At 66.5% G+C, this 16,467-nt stretch carries 12 protein-coding genes; 3 read left to right on the top strand and 9 right to left on the bottom strand.

Annotation, left to right across the window (positions count from 1 at the left end; all coding sequences use genetic code 11):
• Positions 1 to 8 precede the first annotated feature (8 nt).
• From C7443_RS11505 to C7443_RS19895, 3 genes are all read right to left on the bottom strand, one after another.
• Positions 9 to 815, bottom strand: coding sequence for an enoyl-CoA hydratase (locus tag C7443_RS11505; RefSeq protein ID WP_110018762.1), 807 nt, complete (start codon positions 813 to 815; stop codon positions 9 to 11).
• 213 nt (positions 816 to 1,028) lie between these two features.
• Positions 1,029 to 1,679 carry an acetate uptake transporter gene (locus C7443_RS11500; protein ID WP_110018761.1) on the bottom strand — a complete coding sequence of 217 codons (651 nt, stop codon included), beginning with the start codon at positions 1,677 to 1,679 and terminating at the stop codon, positions 1,029 to 1,031.
• A 165-nt stretch (positions 1,680 to 1,844) separates the two neighbouring features.
• Positions 1,845 to 2,096 (bottom strand): hypothetical protein, encoded by a 252-nt coding sequence (locus tag C7443_RS19895; protein WP_146213292.1) that lies wholly within the window; start codon positions 2,094 to 2,096, stop codon positions 1,845 to 1,847.
• Between the two features lie 354 nt (positions 2,097 to 2,450).
• Here C7443_RS19895 and C7443_RS11495 point away from each other — a divergent pair, with 354 nt between their 5' ends.
• The gene (locus C7443_RS11495; protein WP_110018760.1) at positions 2,451 to 4,271 is read left to right on the top strand and encodes a PAS domain-containing sensor histidine kinase; all 1,821 of its coding nucleotides are present in this window, start codon (positions 2,451 to 2,453) and stop codon (positions 4,269 to 4,271) included.
• Positions 4,272 to 4,290: 19 nt separating this feature from the next.
• On the top strand, positions 4,291 to 4,929 hold the full coding sequence (locus C7443_RS11490; protein ID WP_110018759.1) for a response regulator transcription factor: 639 nt from the start codon (positions 4,291 to 4,293) through the stop codon (positions 4,927 to 4,929).
• A gap of 10 nt (positions 4,930 to 4,939) precedes the next feature.
• Here C7443_RS11490 and C7443_RS11485 read toward each other — a convergent pair whose 3' ends face one another.
• From C7443_RS11485 to C7443_RS11465, 5 genes are all read right to left on the bottom strand, one after another.
• Entirely contained in the window at positions 4,940 to 5,644 is a 705-nt protein-coding gene (locus tag C7443_RS11485) for a DUF928 domain-containing protein (protein ID WP_110018758.1), read from the bottom strand.
• The gene (locus C7443_RS11480; protein WP_110018757.1) at positions 5,641 to 7,569 is read right to left on the bottom strand and encodes a CHASE2 domain-containing protein; all 1,929 of its coding nucleotides are present in this window, start codon (positions 7,567 to 7,569) and stop codon (positions 5,641 to 5,643) included. Before C7443_RS11480 ends, C7443_RS11485 begins: the two co-directional genes overlap by 4 nt.
• Entirely contained in the window at positions 7,566 to 9,641 is a 2,076-nt protein-coding gene (locus C7443_RS11475) for a CHAT domain-containing protein (RefSeq protein WP_110018756.1), read from the bottom strand. Before C7443_RS11475 ends, C7443_RS11480 begins: the two co-directional genes overlap by 4 nt.
• Before the next feature lie 159 nt (positions 9,642 to 9,800).
• On the bottom strand, positions 9,801 to 10,499 hold the full coding sequence (locus C7443_RS11470) for a Crp/Fnr family transcriptional regulator (RefSeq protein WP_110018755.1): 699 nt from the start codon (positions 10,497 to 10,499) through the stop codon (positions 9,801 to 9,803).
• A gap of 40 nt (positions 10,500 to 10,539) precedes the next feature.
• On the bottom strand, positions 10,540 to 12,111 hold the full coding sequence (locus C7443_RS11465) for a ShlB/FhaC/HecB family hemolysin secretion/activation protein (protein ID WP_170123591.1): 1,572 nt from the start codon (positions 12,109 to 12,111) through the stop codon (positions 10,540 to 10,542).
• 310 nt (positions 12,112 to 12,421) lie between these two features.
• On the opposite strand from C7443_RS11465, the gene C7443_RS11460 reads away from it, so the two are divergent.
• On the top strand, positions 12,422 to 13,288 hold the full coding sequence (locus tag C7443_RS11460; protein ID WP_110018753.1) for an ATP-binding protein: 867 nt from the start codon (positions 12,422 to 12,424) through the stop codon (positions 13,286 to 13,288).
• A gap of 6 nt (positions 13,289 to 13,294) precedes the next feature.
• Here the strand turns inward: C7443_RS11460 and C7443_RS11455 are convergent, their stop codons facing one another.
• Positions 13,295 to 16,441, bottom strand: a complete 3,147-nt coding sequence (locus C7443_RS11455; protein WP_146213291.1) for a mechanosensitive ion channel domain-containing protein — start codon at positions 16,439 to 16,441, stop codon at positions 13,295 to 13,297.
• Positions 16,442 to 16,467 lie beyond the last annotated feature (26 nt).

Genomic DNA, 16,467 nt, shown 5'->3' with positions numbered 1-16,467 from the left:
CCCTGACGTCAGCAGCCTTTCCACTGCGGCTTGCGCTTCGCCACGAAGGCATCGATGCCTTCGCGTGCGTCTTCGGCTCCCATGTTGCAAGCCATGACACCCGCGGCGTAGCGGTAAGCGTCTTCCAGCCCGAGTTCGAGCTGGTGGTAAAACATGTCCTTGCCGGTGCGGATCGCCAGCGCCGACTTGGCGATGATGGCCGCACACAGCGTCTGTAGCGCCGCATCGAGCTGTTCGAGCGGCACCACACGGTTGACCAGGCCCAGGCGCTGAGCTTCGGCAGCGTCGATGAATTCACCGGTGAACAGCAGTTCGAGCGCTTTCTTGCGACCGAGATTGCGCGACAGCGCGACCGCCGGCGTCGAGCAGAACAGGCCGACGTTGATGCCGGACACGGCGAAACGGGCGACATCGGCGGCCACCGCCAGATCACAGGCGGCAACCAGCTGGCAACCGGCCGCCGTGGCAATGCCGTGTATGCGGGCAATGACCGGCTGCGGCATGCGGTTGATCGTCATCATCACGCGGCCGCACTGCTCGAACAGCGCCTGATGAAAAGCCTCATCCTCGCTGGAACGCATTTCCTTGAGATCGTGCCCGGCACAGAACGCCTTGCCGGCGCCAGCAATCACCACGACACGCACGCTGAGGTCTTCGGCGATGGCGTCGAGCGCGCGCTGCAAAGCAGCGAGCAGTTCGACCGACAGGCTGTTGAACTGTGCGGGGCGATTGAGCGTCAGCGTGGTGATGCCGTCGGCATCGGCGCGCAGCAGCACATCAGCGGCACATTCCTCAGCCAGCGCGGTATTCGTCATTCTGTCTCCTCCTGCGGGGTGTTCCTTAGTTACATACGAAAAACCCCGGATGCCACCAGCACAGACACCCGGGGACGTACCTAACGTAGCAGGCCCGATCCCTCTGTGTGTCGAGACCCTCCTGCTTACCCCCACAGGTTCATTCCCCGCAGACACGACGACGGAACGTATCGCTGTACGCGCGACAGCGTGTCTGCAGCGACTCACCGAGACTCAACGCGGCCCCTTGCGAATCAAACCAAACGGTTTGCCCAGCGGCAGCAGCGGACGACCGAAATAGCTGTTCAGGAAAACCGCGCCGGCCGCGTAAAAGCCCAGCAGTGAAATACTGAACTCTGAATAAGCCGCCAGATGCTTGCACAGCTCAGCCTGAATACCGAACGTCGCCAGCGCCAGCGAGCCAAGCAATACATTGATCAGCACAAGAATTGCGGCGAAAACCTTATTGGCTTCGAACGCCGCCACCATGATGAACAGGGAAAAAATCAGATAACCGATAAACGCAAAACCAATCTGCCGAGGATCATTGAGCGTGGCGTCGATGGCACCGAACCAGCCGAGCGACATCGCCCAATGCATCGCCACCGCCACCCAGAACAAACCATAAGCACCCAGCACGATGGCGCCGAAGTAATTGTTTTTCTTGAAATCTATCGTTGACGCCCAGATCTGAGCGACGGAACCGAGGAACAACGCCCAAGGCACGATATAGGCGACACCCGTGGTCCAACCCATTTTTTGCGATGCCGCAACGAACGTAACCAGTGACAGGCCGAATACCCCCAGCGCGGTGGGATCCGACATCATGATCTTAGTTTCGGTAACGACCTGTCCGCTCGCTGCAGGTGCGGAATTGACTGACATAATTAAAGCTCCCCCTACTTCTTCATGGCGATACGACGGCGACGAGACCTGCGCCCGATTCGGCGCAGACAGACCGCCTGACAATTGGACATGGCACACAAATGCCCATGCCCTCAAATGCAGCCCTCGCACTTTTCTCAGCGCAATACAGCCTCATTCAGCCCCCTAACCCGCAACGCAGGAAAAAAGAGCCGCATCTCCTTTGCGAATGCACGACAGCGCTTTGTACTGGATCGATGTGCGCTGTTTCAGGAGCGGCCTGTCGGCCTTGATGGCAGAAGCGGCACGGGCCGCGCATTGCGCAAGCAGCCCGCGGATATGACGAGCAGCGACAGCGTCAGCGCGCACCTGCAGCGTCATACATCCTCTGTGACGTGCAGGCAGCACGCCGTTGCACAGAGCAGGAACCGTCTTCATCACACCATCTCCTCGTTTTTTCTAATCGCCGCAGCATCATGGCTGCGGTCGCTGCCGCCTTACGTGCCGAAAACCCCGATCGAGCACGCTCTGGCAACGCTTACGAAACGGGGCCGGCACCTGCGGATTTCCAGTCTTATGCCCTGCGCTCAGCCGCAGGCAGAACTGGGGAAATACCGTAAACGCCACGCGATGTCGGGAAATTTGTTACTGCGTGAACAACACTTCCGACATCCCGTTCACTCGGCTTAGTAAGCAGTCTAAGTATTGTCAGCAGGATACCTAAATGAAATTCACTAATCCAGAATACGCATAGGTATTTTCCCCTAATCGAATCAGGATCACCGCAAGGCCATGTCAAACCCCCTCGCCAGTACTATCCCCCGTGCCCCGTTCGCGGACCTGGCACGCCTGCTGCCCGAGGTTGCGTTGCAGAGCCACCTCGACGGCCGCATCGTTGCCGTCAATCCGGCCGCCGAGCAGCTGATCGCCGAGGAAGCGCTCGCCGGTCCGCTCGATCTGCTGCCGGAGCGCCACCTCGACCTGCTCACCGAATGCCTGCTGCTGCGCAAACCCGTGGTGTTCGGCGACGCGCGCGTCGGCAACCGGCTGCTGGAATGGACCTATCTGCCACTGGACGATGACAGCGGTGCCTACCTGGTCGGCTGCGATCGCACCGAAAGCCGACGCACCGAGGCACTGCTGCGCATCAGCGAGGCACGTCATCGGCTGCTGGCCGAACAGTCGGCCGACATCATCTCGCGTCACGCCCCCGACACCTGGGAGTTCCTCTACGTCTCGCCGGCGGCACAGACACTGCTCGGCTACCGGCCTGAAGAACTGATCGGGGTCTCTTCGCTCGATCTTTTCCACCCGGACGACCGGCTCGCCTATCAGGAACGGGCACCGACGGTGGCCTACGACCGCGGCATCTACGTCGCCACCTACCGCTACCGGCACAAGGATGGTCATTACATCTGGCTGGAGAGCACCAGCCGCACCCTGCGTGATCCGATGAGCGGTGATCTGCTGGAGATCATCAGCGTCTCGCGCGATGTCAGCCGGCGGGTGATGAGCGAGCGTGCGACCAGACGGCTGGCGAGCATCGTCGAGGCGACCACCGACCTGGTGGCCTTCTTCGAGGGCAACGGCCGTATCACCTATCTCAATGAAGCGGCGCGGCGGGCACTCGGCATTCCCTACCCCGAAAACCACTACCTGCGCCTCTACGACCTGCTCACGCCGGAGTCGCTGGCGCGCGTCGAGCGCGAAGGGCTGCCGCAGGCGCGTGCCAGCGGCACCTGGTCAGGGGAAACCACGCTGCGCAAGGCCGACGGTCAGGAGCTGCCGGTCTCGCAGCTGATCCTGTCGCACCCGGCCAACGAGGACGGCGTCGAGTACTTCTCGACCTGCGCCCGCGACATCAGCGAGCGGCGCCACGCCGAAGAACTGGCCCAGCGCCATTACGCGGAAATGGCCCATATCGCCCGCCTGGTGACGATGGGTGAAATGGCCTCGGGCCTCGCTCACGAGCTCAACCAGCCGCTGGCGGCGATCGTCAACTACGCCCGCGGCGCCATCCGCCGCATCGATTCGCAGCCGCCGGCCAGTGCCGAGCTGCTGCACGGCGCCTTCGAGCGCATCGCCCAGCAGGCCAGCCGGGCCGGGGAAATCATCAAGCGGCTGCGCGGCTTCGCCCGCAAGAGCGAGTTCATGCGCCGCCCGCTCAATATCAATACAGTGGTCAGCGACATGTTGCGCTTCTGCCAGACCGAGGCACGCAGGCACAATGTGCAGTTGCTCTCGGAGCTGCCCGGCAGCCTGCCGGACGTTCTCGGTGACCGGGTACAGATCGAACAGGTCCTGCTGAACCTGCTGCGCAATGCAATGGAGGCCTCCGCCACCGAGCCCGGCAGCGGGCGCCGGCCGGTGGTGGTCGGCTCGTCCATGCTCAACGAGGAATTCGTTGTCGTGCAGGTTGCTGACCGCGGTCACGGACTGCCGAGCGACGATGAGCAATTGTTCGAACAGTTCTACACCACCAAACCCAAAGGACTCGGGCTCGGCTTGTCGATCAGCCGCTCGATCATGGAAGCGCACGGCGGAGAACTATGGGCCGAAAACAATCCCGGGGGCGGGGCGATCTTCAAGTTCACACTGCCCACCGTTTCATGACAGACCACCGAGGCATGCGATGAGCCCCTCCATCGTCTACGTCGTCGATGACGACCCGGCACTGCGCGATTCCATGAAATGGCTGCTCGAATCAGTCGGCCTGAGCGCCTGCATCCACAGCAATGCGACCGAGTTTCTTACCAGCTGGAGTGATCCGGGCTGCCCTGCCTGCTTACTGCTCGACGTGCGCATGCCCGGTATGGGCGGCTTGCAGGCGCAGAGCCGCCTGCCGGAACACGGCATCGAGATCCCGGTGGTGATCATCACCGGCCACGGTGACGTGCCGATGGCCGTTGCCGCGATGAAGTCCGGTGCGATGGATTTCATCGAAAAACCGTTCAACGACCAGGTTCTGCTCGACTGCGTCCACAACGCCCTGGCGCGCGACCAGGAACGCCGCGAGAGCGCGAGCCGGCGCGAGAACGTCGCCGATTGCTTCACCTCGCTGACGCCGCGCGAACGTGAAGTCATGGAGCTGGTGGTGCGCGGCCTGCCCAACAAGACCATCGCCGAGATGCTCGACGTCTCCCGCAAGACCGTTGAGGTCCACCGCGCCAAAGTCATGGACAAGATGCGCGCCGGCTCGCTGTCCGAGCTGATCCGCATGGCGATGGCGGTCGGGCTGCTCGGCGAGTACGAACAGCCACAGCCGCGCTGAGCAACGCCGCTCAGCGCACCGCGTCGAGATCGACGGCCGCTGCCGCGTTCAGGCCGACCTGCTCGCTGAGGGCTGCACGCAGTCGCCGTGGCAATGGATCGGTCGGATGCGCCGCCAGCATGCGTTCGATCTCGCCGAGCGCGTCATACCAGTAACCGGCCTGAGCATAGGCCCGCACCCGCGCCGCCGGTTCGCTGGTGCGCAGCACAGCCTGCTCGCCACGGGCGGGCGCCTGCACGACGAAGTTAGCCTGCGACAACACGTCGGCAGAGCGTCGATCCTCGTCGAGGACCAGCGCCACCGACCAGTCATAGACACTGCCGGCATGCAGTTTGATTCCCGCGCTGCTCAGCGAGAAGCACTGCACGCCCGCCAACGCCGGCAGCCGCTTCGACAACAGCGGCCGCACTGCATCGGATTCAGTCACCGTCAGCTCAAGCGGCACCTCGGCCGCCGCCGACTGGTACCAGCACAGCGTCGGCTGCGCCGAGGCGCTGCGCCCGCTCCACTGCGGTGCCAGCACGCTCAGTTCGACGGCCGGACGATCGGCACTGCGGCTGCCACCGCCGCTCAGGCGTTCGGCATCGGGAGCCGAACGCGGTGGCGGCCGATACTCGGGCGGATCATCAGCACTGGTGCTGGCATCGCCCGCCTGCACCCCTGCCCCCAACGCCACGCCCAGTCCGAGAACCAGCCAAGACAACAGGCTCTTCATGATGTTGCGCTCTCCAGCGACAGGCGCTGCACCTCGCAGGTATCGAGCACCCGATAGACGGTCAGCTCGGCCCGACGTCCCTTCAGTCTGACCGTGCCGACCGCTTCGACGCGATAATCCTCTCCGATCAGACGCCGCGTCGATTCGCTGATCAGAATCCGACAGGGTTCCGGCACGCTGCCCTCCTGCCAGGGATACGCTTCCAGGCGTGCCGCAATGTTCACCGTATCGCCGAGCACGGTGTACTCCAGGCGCTCGTCACTGCCGAGATTACCAGCAACCACCGGTCCTGAATGTATGCCGATGCGCAAACGGCTCGGTCTTCGGCCCCGCTGGCCCCAATAATTGTTGAGCTGGTCGAGCAAACGACGCATTTCGAGCGCGCTGTCGACGGCGGCACGCGCATCGGCGACCCGCTCGTGATGTTCCTGATGAGACTGCGGCGGACCGAATACGCCCATCACCGCATCGCCGATGTACTTGTCGATCATGCCACCGTGCGCCAGCAGGGCATTGCCGAGCGCCTGCAGGTGGTAATCCAGCCACTCGAACACTTCGTCCGGCGACAGCTGCTCGGCCAGCGGCGTGAACTCGCACAGATCAGCAAACAACACGCTCGCCTGCAGTGCGCGCGGGCGCATGCGGCCCCCCTCAAGAAAACTCTCGCGCTCGCGCCAGATCATGTCGGCGACCGCCGGCGACACATGGCGGGCGAACAGACGCATCAGCGCCCGGCGCTCGATCAGCTGCTGGCGCGCCAGCCAGATGCGCACGCCGAGCCCGGCGAGCAGCCAGCCGAGTGCCGCCGGCAGCGCCGGCAGCCACCAGCCCCGCATCCAGGCAACGGCGGCCGCGGCGGCCACCAGCAGCAGGCCGGCGAACAGCAGCGGATAGAACACAGCCGCCGGGCGACAGCGCAGGGCCAGCAGCGCCGCCGGCAGCGCCCACAGGGCGATCCAGCCGAACTGCGCCGCCAGTGGCAGCGAGCGCAACGGCCGCATCTCGCCGAGGCCGCTGCGCAGCAGCTGGCTGACGATACGCCCGTGCAGCTCGATACCAGCCATGCGCGTATCGACCGGCGTGTCGAAGACATCCTTAACGCTGGCGGCAACGACACCAACGATGACGACGCGCCCGGCGAACGCGCTGGCATCCACCCGCCCGTCGAGCACGTCGGCCAGTGAATAACGCGGCAGCTCGCCATCGGCAAAGTCGAGCAGCATCTGATAGCCGCGCGGATCGTTGCGCGCATAGGGGCCGGCGTCGATATCCAGCGGACGCAGTGCGGTCGGACCGAGCCGCAGGCTGCCATCGAGCGGATCAGCCTGCGGAAAAATGCGCGGCTGATGAGCCAGCCAGTGCAGCGCCAGGCGCAGTCCGAATCCCGAGTACAGGCGGCCTTCCGGATCGTGCATGAACAACAGTGCGCGCCGCACGCGACCGTCGTCATCGAGCGGAACATCACTGAAACCCACGCGCGGCGTGCCGGCGAGCACCGGCGGCGGCGCCACACCGGATGCACCCGGCTTGCCGAACTTCATGATCGCGAACACCTGTGAATGCTCGGTCAGCAGACGCTCGAACTGCGCTTCACCGGGCGCCAGCGGATGATCGCGGTAGAGATCGACGCCGATGGTCTGCGCGCCGGCGGCAAGCAGTCGATCGAGCAGCTGCGTCAGCAGGGCATCGCTCAGCGGCCAACCATAACGCCCCAGCTCGCCCTCGGTGGCACCGATCAGCACGACGGGTTGCGCGCTCGCCGCCGGCTTCAGATGCTGCTGTAAAGCCAGATCGTAGGCCGCGAGCTCCATACCCTGCAGCAGGCCGAAATAGCGCAGCAGGCCGAGCAGCAGCGCCACCACCAATCCCCAGGCCAGCGTCGCCGCGAAGCTCGGCAACGTGGTTGCAGCCCGCCCGATCATCATTGCCAGTTCCCGATGAGCAGGAACGGCGCCCAGAATCCCGGGTGGTGATAACGCCGCTCGGCCAGCAGCGCGAGCTGCGCGCTGCGCAGCGCCGCGGCTTTACCCTGCGTGCGCAGAGCCTGGTAGAAATGCGTCACCAACTGTTCGGTGGCGCGGTCATCGACCTGCCAGAGCGTGGCGAGCGCGCTGCGCGCGCCGGCCTTCAGCGCCACCCCGGCCAGACCGAGCGCGGCACGCTCGTCACCGGCGGCGGTTTCGCAGGCGCTGAGCGTCAGCAGCTCCAGCGGCTCGTCGCGGTAACGGCCGACGCCGATGTCCTGCTCGATGTGGTCGAGATCAAGGCGCCGGTCCCAGGTCAGCAGCCAGGTCCGGCGCGGGTCACTGCCGAAACTGCCATGCGAAGCGATATGCACGATCGCGTAGGGTTGCCGGCGCAGTGCCTGCGAAAACCGCTCGGCGCTGAAGTCCTCATCGAGCAGCAGCTCGCCGTCGAACACGGCGCGCACGCCGTCGACCTCGGCACGCACCGCCGGCAGCGCTGACAGCCCCTGCACCGGCGCACTGACGCCGACCACCAGCGCCTGCAGATTCTTGCGTTGCAGCGGCCGGGCATCAGTCAGCTTGAGTCCGGGGGTAACCGCCACCACCCAGCGCTCGATAACGAAACGCTGCCCGTCATGCAGAGCGCCGAGCGGAATCGTGCGCAGTGCCCCGTCCGGCACGAACACCAGCGTATCGGCACCGTCCAACAGGGCTTCGAGCGGGCGCAGCAGACGGTCGTAGAGACGCTGGGCCAGCGGCAGATATTCGTTGGTCGAGCGCTTTTCCAGCAGACGACGCAGCGCATCGACTTCTTCGGTGAGTGCGCGGCGAGTGATCGGCAGCGTCACCTGGCGCAGCGCGTCGCCACGTCCAACCAGCATCTCCAGGCGATCGGGCAGCAGGATCGGATAGATGATTGCCGTGTGCTGATCACCGCCGACCGGCGTGATGCGTGTCTGAAAGGTCGTGACACACTCATCGCCGAAGTAATCGCGCAGCTCGGCCGCGCGCAGTTGCTCGATCAGATCCCGCGCCTCGCGCCGATCCTGCTCACCGCGCTCGCCACTGTCCGCCGCCCGCTGCAACAGCAGATCGGCGAGCCCGAAGTAGACCGGCCCCAGGCTCTCATAGAGACGATCCGGTTGACCGGGGTTGGCCGCCAGCTCGCCGCGCAGCACCTGCAGCTGCGCCACCGCCTGGCGATAGACCTCGATGGCCGCCGAGCGCTCGCCCTGCTCGGCGAGCAGGCGGCCGAGCTGCCACTGCCAGCGATACAGCAGCTCCGGCGCCGCCAGCTGGCTGGCCGTGGCCAGGGCGCGACGGGTCGCCGTCAGCGCCGCAGTCCGCTGCCCCCGCGCCGCCAGCGCCGCGCCGAGGTAACCCTGCGCGTAACAGCCCAGACGAGCATCGCCGAGCCGGGTGGCCTGGGCCTCGGCGGTCTTGAAGGTACGCTCAGCGCGGCCGGCAGCCGACAGCGCCAGCCAGCGGATGCCGATAGCGAGACGGCTCATGACGACGGCCGATGTATCCGCGAGGCCGTCGAGCCGGCTCTCGGCCTGACGCAGCAGCGTGTCGGCCCCGCCGGTCACCAGGCGCGCGAGGTTGATCCGCGCGCGCGCACCGAGCAGCGCATCAGCGGCGGCATCGGCGTTGCGCACGGCGTCACGATAATCGGCGATCGCGCCCTCGCGATCATGGCTGGCGAGCTTGCCGTTGCCCTGCACCAGACGTACCGCAGCATGGGTGGCGGGCGACGGGTCCAGGCGCAGGGCCTGCGTCCAGCTGTGCTCGGCAGCGCTGGCATCACCGTACTGTGTCTGCGCCTCGCCGAGCGCCACCAGCATGCGCACCCGGGTGGCCGTATCCGTGGCGGTTTCCAGCTGCGCCTGCAGCCGGGGGATCGCCTCGGCGTAACGTCCGGCCGCCATCAGGGCATCGACCGATTCCTGCGCGCCGGCGACGGTGCAACAGCCACACCACACCAGCAGCAGAAAGCGGCGGCACCATTGCGCTGCGTTCCCGATTTCCATGCCGTTTCCCTTGCTTGCCCGCCGTGGATTCCCCGTGAGTCGGCACCGCAGCCGGCGTGCGCACGGCCGGCGTCACGGAACGGCTACGCCACGGGCCTCACCTGTTCACCCTCCGGCTCGCGCGCCCGACACGCAATGCGCGGGCTCACAGCGGGGAGTTCAGGATTTGTTTGCCAGTTCCTGCAGCGTGTTCAGATCGAGCAGCAGCAGATGTCCGCCTTCGTTGGTGACGACGCCGGCGTTGTCCCACTGCGCGAGCTGGCGATTGACGCTTTCGCGCGAGCTGCCGGACAGCTGCCCCAGCTCTTCCTGCGACAGGCGCAGGGTGATGCGCACACCGCGCGGGTGCGCCTGACCGTGCTCGCGCCCCAGTTCGAGCAGACGCCGCGCCAGACGCGAGGTCAGCGGCCGGAACAGCAGATCCTCGATCAGCGCGTCCGTGCTGCGCAGACGCCGGCACAGCGCCAGCATCAGCTTCTGGCTGACCGGCGGCTGACCTTCAAGAAACGCGAGCATGTCGGCGCGTTCGAGCACCAGCAGTTCACCGGAGGTGACGGCGATGACATTGGCGCTGCGCGGCGCGCCGTCGAGCAGCGACACTTCGCCGAACAGATCACCGGTGCTGAGCAGGGCGAGGATCGCTTCACGCCCCTCGCTCGATACCGTGGTCACCTTCAGCCGGCCGCGCAGCACGGCGAACATCTGCCCGCCGGGTGCGCCCTTGCGGCAGATCGTTTCACGCGGCTTGACGCTGCGCCGATGTGCGAGCGCAGCCAGCTGCACCAACTCCGCGCCGGCGAGGTCGGCGAACAACGGACTGCTACCGAGCAACTCGACCGGATCGGCATTGAAACTCATGGACTGCGCCTCCCATGCAAAACATCACGACCTGCTGCACTCAGTCGAGCAGCAGGCCGACCTGAAAATGAATGCCGCGATCCTGCAGATCATCGCCGACATGCCGTGGCCCCTGCAGCGGCCATCCCTTGTAGACCTGCAGGTTGAGCACCTTGACCGGCTGCCAGCGCAGGCCGATGCCGACGGAAGACAGGGTTTCTCCCGGACTGTCCTTGTTCCAGCCGCGCCCCCAGTCGACGAACGGCGCCAGCCACAGGCGCCCGGTCTCATCATCCGGCGGTGTGTCGGTGAAGCTGAAGCGACCGAGTGCAATACGGCCTTCCAGCGAGGCGAAAGCACCGTTATCGCGCACCAGCAGGTTCTCACGAAAACCGCGCACGCTGTACAGGCCGCCGATACCGAACTTCTCCTGTGGCAGCAGCGCCTGCGAGGCGAGCTGCGTCTGCGCGCGCAGCAGCCACTGCAGATCGCTGCTATGTCGCTGTACCCACTGGAACTGCCCCAGCCAGCTGGTGAAACGGCTGTCCGGCGCGTCGTCGTGCACGGTCGCGCCGAAGGCGCTGAGCCCAAAACTCAGTGCCGAATGTGCAGCCAGCACGCGCGTGCTGCTGCGCTGCAGCCAGTCCTGCGTCACGCGCAGTACGGTCACGGTGCTGCGACCGTCCTCCTCGCCCGGTGAGAAGGAAAACGGCTCGCCGTCGAGCGTGCTCTCGCTGTGCTCGCGTTCGAGGCTGAGCCCGAATTCGAGGCTCGATCCGGGCTCGCGCCACACCGGCAGCGCCAGTGACGCGCCGAGGGTATTGGTCTCGGTACGGATGTCGAGCTCATCGAACGGCGCTTCGACCAGATCATCGTCGGACCGCTGCGCACTGAGGCCGAAGCGCAGGCCATCCGGGCTGAGCGGCAGCGTATAGGCGGCGGCACCGTCGTGGGCATCGCCTGGCGTACCCTGCAGGTACAGTGCGTCGCCGCGGCCGCTGAGGCTGCGCATGCCAGCGCTGAGGGTGAAATGCCGCGCCCCGACGCCCGGAGAACGATCGTTGCCGTAAGTGGCGGCGAACCAGTAGGGCGAGACTTCCTCGACGCCGAGATCGAGACGGGCATCGCCAGCCTGCGTCCCCGGCAGCACGCGGCCGTCGACGCGGCGCAGCAGCGGGTCTTCCTGCAGCAGCAGCAAACGCCGCTGCAGCTCGGCGAGCTGCAGGGGTTTTTGCGTGTCCGGCAGCACGCGCGCGACCAGCCAGTCTTCATCGAACAGCGAATTACCGTGCACCTGCACCGTACTGAGCCGCCCCTCGACGATGTCGACGCGCAGCACGCCGCCGCTCAGATCCTGCTGCGGCAGCTGAGCCCCGGAATTCACGTAGCCGTGATCGACGTAATAGCGTGTCAGGGCCTGGCGCAGGGCTTCGATGTCTTCCGCCGCGAGCCAGCGCTGCGCCCAGCGCCTGGCCACCGCCCGCTGCAGTTCCTCGTCATCGAATACCTGGTTGCCATGCAGATCGATGCGCTCGACCCAGACCCTGCCACCGGCATCGGCCGCCACCGCCAGCACCGTCAACTGCCACCACAGCGCTCCCAGGCAGAACCCGGTCCGCAACCACCTCCCCATCCCCGCTGTCCTCGCCGCACGGCCCCCTCCTCTCTGGCCAACGCCGCCCGCGGCCGCACGGCTTCTTGCCGCTGTCACCGCTGAACGTCCCCCGCGATGCCACGCCCGGTCCCCGACAGCCCGGCGTCGACTCGCTGCCATGCCTCCCGCACGGTTCGATGTCGCCTAGAGTAAAGGAGAACGCCCCGGTCGCCGAGTCCGATTGACAGGCAAGCAAGGAGCAGGCCGTCCTGCCATTGTCGCGACGCGGGGCGCGGCGTAGGGTGGTCCGCCCCTGTCGCGCCCCATTTTTACCGGTACGGAGCCTGCCATGAGTCTGTCCCCGAGCTTCATCGCCCGCCTCGACGCCCTGCTCGATCGCCTCGAACCCCTGCTGCCGCCGCCCGCTCCGAGCGTCGACTGGTCACAGCACATCGCGGCGCGCTGGCGCAAGTTTCACCAGCGCGGTGTGCTCGAACCGGTCCTGCGTCCGCACCGCCTGAAGCTCGACGACCTGCAGTGCATCGACCGCCAGAAGGCGACGCTCGAACGCAACGTGCGTCAGTTCGTCGCCGGCCGTCCGGCCAACCACGCGCTGCTGTGGGGCTCGCGCGGCACCGGCAAGTCCTCGCTGGTCAAAGCCCTGCTCAACGAGTTCGCGGCCGACGGCCTGCGCCTGATCGAGGTCGAAGCCCACGATCTGCACGAGCTGCCGGACATCGTCGATACGCTGGTCGAGCGCCCGGAGCGCTTCATGATTTTCTGCGACGATCTTTCCTTTGAAGCCGACGATGCCAGCTACAAGGCGCTCAAGGCCGTTCTCGACGGCTCGGTCGCCGCGCCGCCGGAGAACATTCTGATCGTCGCCACCTCCAACCGCCGCCACCTGCTGCCCGAATACATGAGCGAGAACCGCGATGCGCGCATCGTCGAGGGCGAGCTGCATCACGGCGAGGCGGTCGAGGAAAAAGTGTCGCTGTCGGAACGCTTCGGCGTGTGGCTGTCATTCCGCCCGTTCAGCCAGGACGACTACCTCGGCGTCGTCCAGCACTGGCTGCATGAACTCGGCTACCACGGCCCCTTCGACGACACCGCCCGCGGTGATGCCCTGCGCTGGGCGCTGACGCGTGGCTCGCGCAGCGGCCGCGTCGCCTGGCAGTTCGCCCGCGACTTCGTCGGCCGCCAGGCGCTGGACTGACAGCCCTCAGCCCAACCCGGCCGGCGGCGGCGTAACCGGCTCCGGCGCGGCGCGCTCGACCAGCGGGGCGACGACCGGGGCGCCGCCGGCCGGCCAGCTGCGCACGTGCACATCGCTCTGCGGAAACGGAATCTCGATGCCGGCGTTCTTCAGTGCGTCCCACACCGCGAAGTGGATCTCCGAGCGGGTCTTGAGCAGGCTGGAGCGGCTCATGTCGACGTAGTACTGCACCCGGAACTGCACGGCTGAATCGGCGAACTCCCACAGCAGCACCAGCGACGGCGGATCACGCAGCACCGCCGGGTGCAGCTGCACCACCCGCTCCAGCAGGACTTTGACCTTGTGCGGATCGGCGTCGTAGCTGACGCCGAAATACAGCACGGTGCGGATGACGTTGTCGCTGTGCGTCCAGTTGGTGAAGGCGCTGCCGATGACATCGGCATTGGGGATGATGACCTCAAGGTTGTCGAAGGTCTTCAGCGTCAGCGAGCGCATGCCGATGCGGCGGATCTCACCTTCTTCACCGCCGATCTTCACCGTGTCACCACTGCGCAGCGGCCGTTCGATCAGCAGCAGCAGACCGCTGATGAAATTGTTGGCGATGCCCTGCAGACCGAGACCGATACCGACACCGACGGCGCCGGCGAACACGGCAAAAGCGGTCAGGTCGATGCCGAGCACGTTGAGCGCGGTCAGCACGCCGACCAGTACGACGAAATACTGCGTGAACACCGACAGGCTGTTGCGCACACCGGCATCAATCACGCTGCCGAACAGCCAGCGGTAGCTGAACGCCCGCGCCCACTGCGCGAACCAGAACACCACGGCCGTCGTCACCGCCACTGCCACCAGCGTGTAGAGGCTGACCGACAGACCGACGATGGTGAACAGCGGCCGCGTCAGCTGGTGCACGAACCAGTCGCGCACGGCAAAGTCGCCGGTCCATTCCAGCACGCCCAGCCCCAGCCAGCCGGCGCCGGCGATCAGCAGCAGGTGCGCGAGGCGCTCGAACGGGCGCAGCAGTTCCCCGGTCAGCAGCTGGCCGTAACCGAGACGCACGATGGCGTAATCAGCCAGCTGGGCAAACAGATCGACCAGCAGACGGCGGGCGATCAGCCAGATGAACAGGATGGTGACGCAGCAGCCGAGGTACCAGGCCATGCGCCAGGCCAGGTTGATGTAACCGCTCAGGCCAGCCGCCGCGGTCAGCAGCATCGTCACCGGCAGCAGCAGCGTGCCCAGGCGCAGCATCGCCATCCAGTAACGGCCGCGCAGCTCGGCGTCGACCCGCTCGATCAGCAGCGCGCGCGCATGCAGTGAGGCGTGGGCGGCCGTCAGCAGCACGATCATGAACAGCCGGTCGAAGACATCGAGCAGCTCCGGCTGCAGCTCGATCAGGTGCGCGATCAGCGTCACCGCCGCCACCAGACCGCCGCCGATCAGCGCCGCCGCCAGGCCGCGAAACAGTTTCGGGCGGCGCTGCTCCGGGTCCAGATGCGGTGCCGCCAGCAGCAGCCAGCACACCTCGACCGGTGCCTTGATCGCATGCCACAGCAGCACCAGCGTGGCGAGGATACCGAACGCCGGCTGCGGCATGCCGCCGACCCACAGCACCCCGAGCAGCAGCAGGGCGATGCTCAGGCCCACCAGGTTGCGCCGCATCAGCGACAGCATGATGCGGATGAACTGGCCGCTGAACGGTCCGCCGATGCCCTCGTTGAAGCGCTCCAGCACCCGGCTCGCCCAGCGCCGCACGCGCAGCAGGCCGACCGCGATCAGCGCACTGGCCAGCAACAGCCCGCCCCACACCAGCGCATCGGCGGCGAACAGCGTGCGCACCGCCGACTGCACCGACAAGCGGATCTGGATGCCGATCTGCTGCGGCACCGCCGCCAGCTGGCCGAGCAGCGTACGCCAGACGTCGAGGGAATGCGGGAACTGGCGCCGCTCCAGCAGATCGCGACGCAGGCCGTCGCGGTATTGCTGTTCGATGCGCGCGATCAGCGGATCGAGCGCATCGATGGCGCCGGCGACGCGCTGCTTGCGCTGCTCGGTTTCCTGCTGCAGCAGCGCCAGCAGGCGCAGGCTGTCGTCGCGGGCTTTGGCCGCGTCGCCGCTGAGCGGCTGTTTTTCGAGCAGCTGCTGGCGCTCGGCATACAGCTTGAGCTTGCGCTCGATCAGCGCCGCCGCCGCACTGAGCGTATCGCGCAGTTCGTGAGCCCGATCGAGCGCGCTGCGCAGCGTGTCAGCGTTGAAGTTCTGCGCCTGCCCCTCGGCGGCATCGCGCAGCTCGGCGAGCGCGCTGTCGATGCGGGTCAGGTGCATGTCGTTGCCGAGCAGCTGGGCGCGCTCGCTCTCGATCTGGCTCTGCAGTTCGAGCTGCGCACGGCGCCAGTCCGGCAGCGTGTCGCGCTCGCGCACCAGCTGTTCGGCGAGCTGCGCGGCACGATCGGTGGCCGCCTGCTGCGCCCGCTGCAACGAGGCCTCGATGTCGATCTGCGCTTCCTGACGACTGACCGTCTGCTGCTGACGAAACGCCTCCTGCACGGCGTTGAACCACTGCTCGTCGAGCTGCCGGCGCTGCTCGACGACATCGGCCTGCGCCTTGATCTGTTCGAGATGCTGGCGTTCGAGATCCTGCTCGGCGCGCTGCTGCGTGAGGTCGGCCTGCACCTGACTGAGCAGGGCATCGCGGTCGGCGCCGCCCGGCACCGGCTGCAGCGGATTGCGCAGCAGCTGCTCGCGGCTTTCGAGGTCGCGGATTGCCTGATCCAGCGTCTTCAGGCGCTGCTCGGAGTTGGTCTGATCGGCGCGCAGATCGTCGCGCTTGAGCGTCGTGGTACTGAGCTGCACCCGTGCCTGCTCGACCTGATCGGCCTTCACCGGCTGCGCCTTCAGCTCGCCGAGGCGCCAGGCCATGTCGCTCTGCAGGGCCTGCACCTCCAGGCGCTGGCGCTCGGTGGCGACACGCGCATCCTGCAGCGCCTGTGCGCGGGTGGCGATGCGTTCGGCAGACTTCGCCGGATCGACCGTCGGTGCCGCCAGCGTGGTATCGGCCGGCGTGCCCGAGGTCTGCGCCAGTGCCGGCAGGCCGATGAGCAAGCCGCCGCACAGCAGCAGGCGCAGGAGCGTGGACAGCAGATGCATGGGCATGGGCGAACGACGCTGGCGACGGAGAG

Origin of the sequence: Plasticicumulans acidivorans (assembly GCF_003182095.1) — a bacterium.
GTDB lineage: Bacteria > Pseudomonadota > Gammaproteobacteria > Competibacterales > Competibacteraceae > Plasticicumulans > Plasticicumulans acidivorans.
The sequence above is the reverse complement of the archived record's forward strand: the minus strand, read 5'-3'. Positions and strand labels throughout refer to the sequence as shown.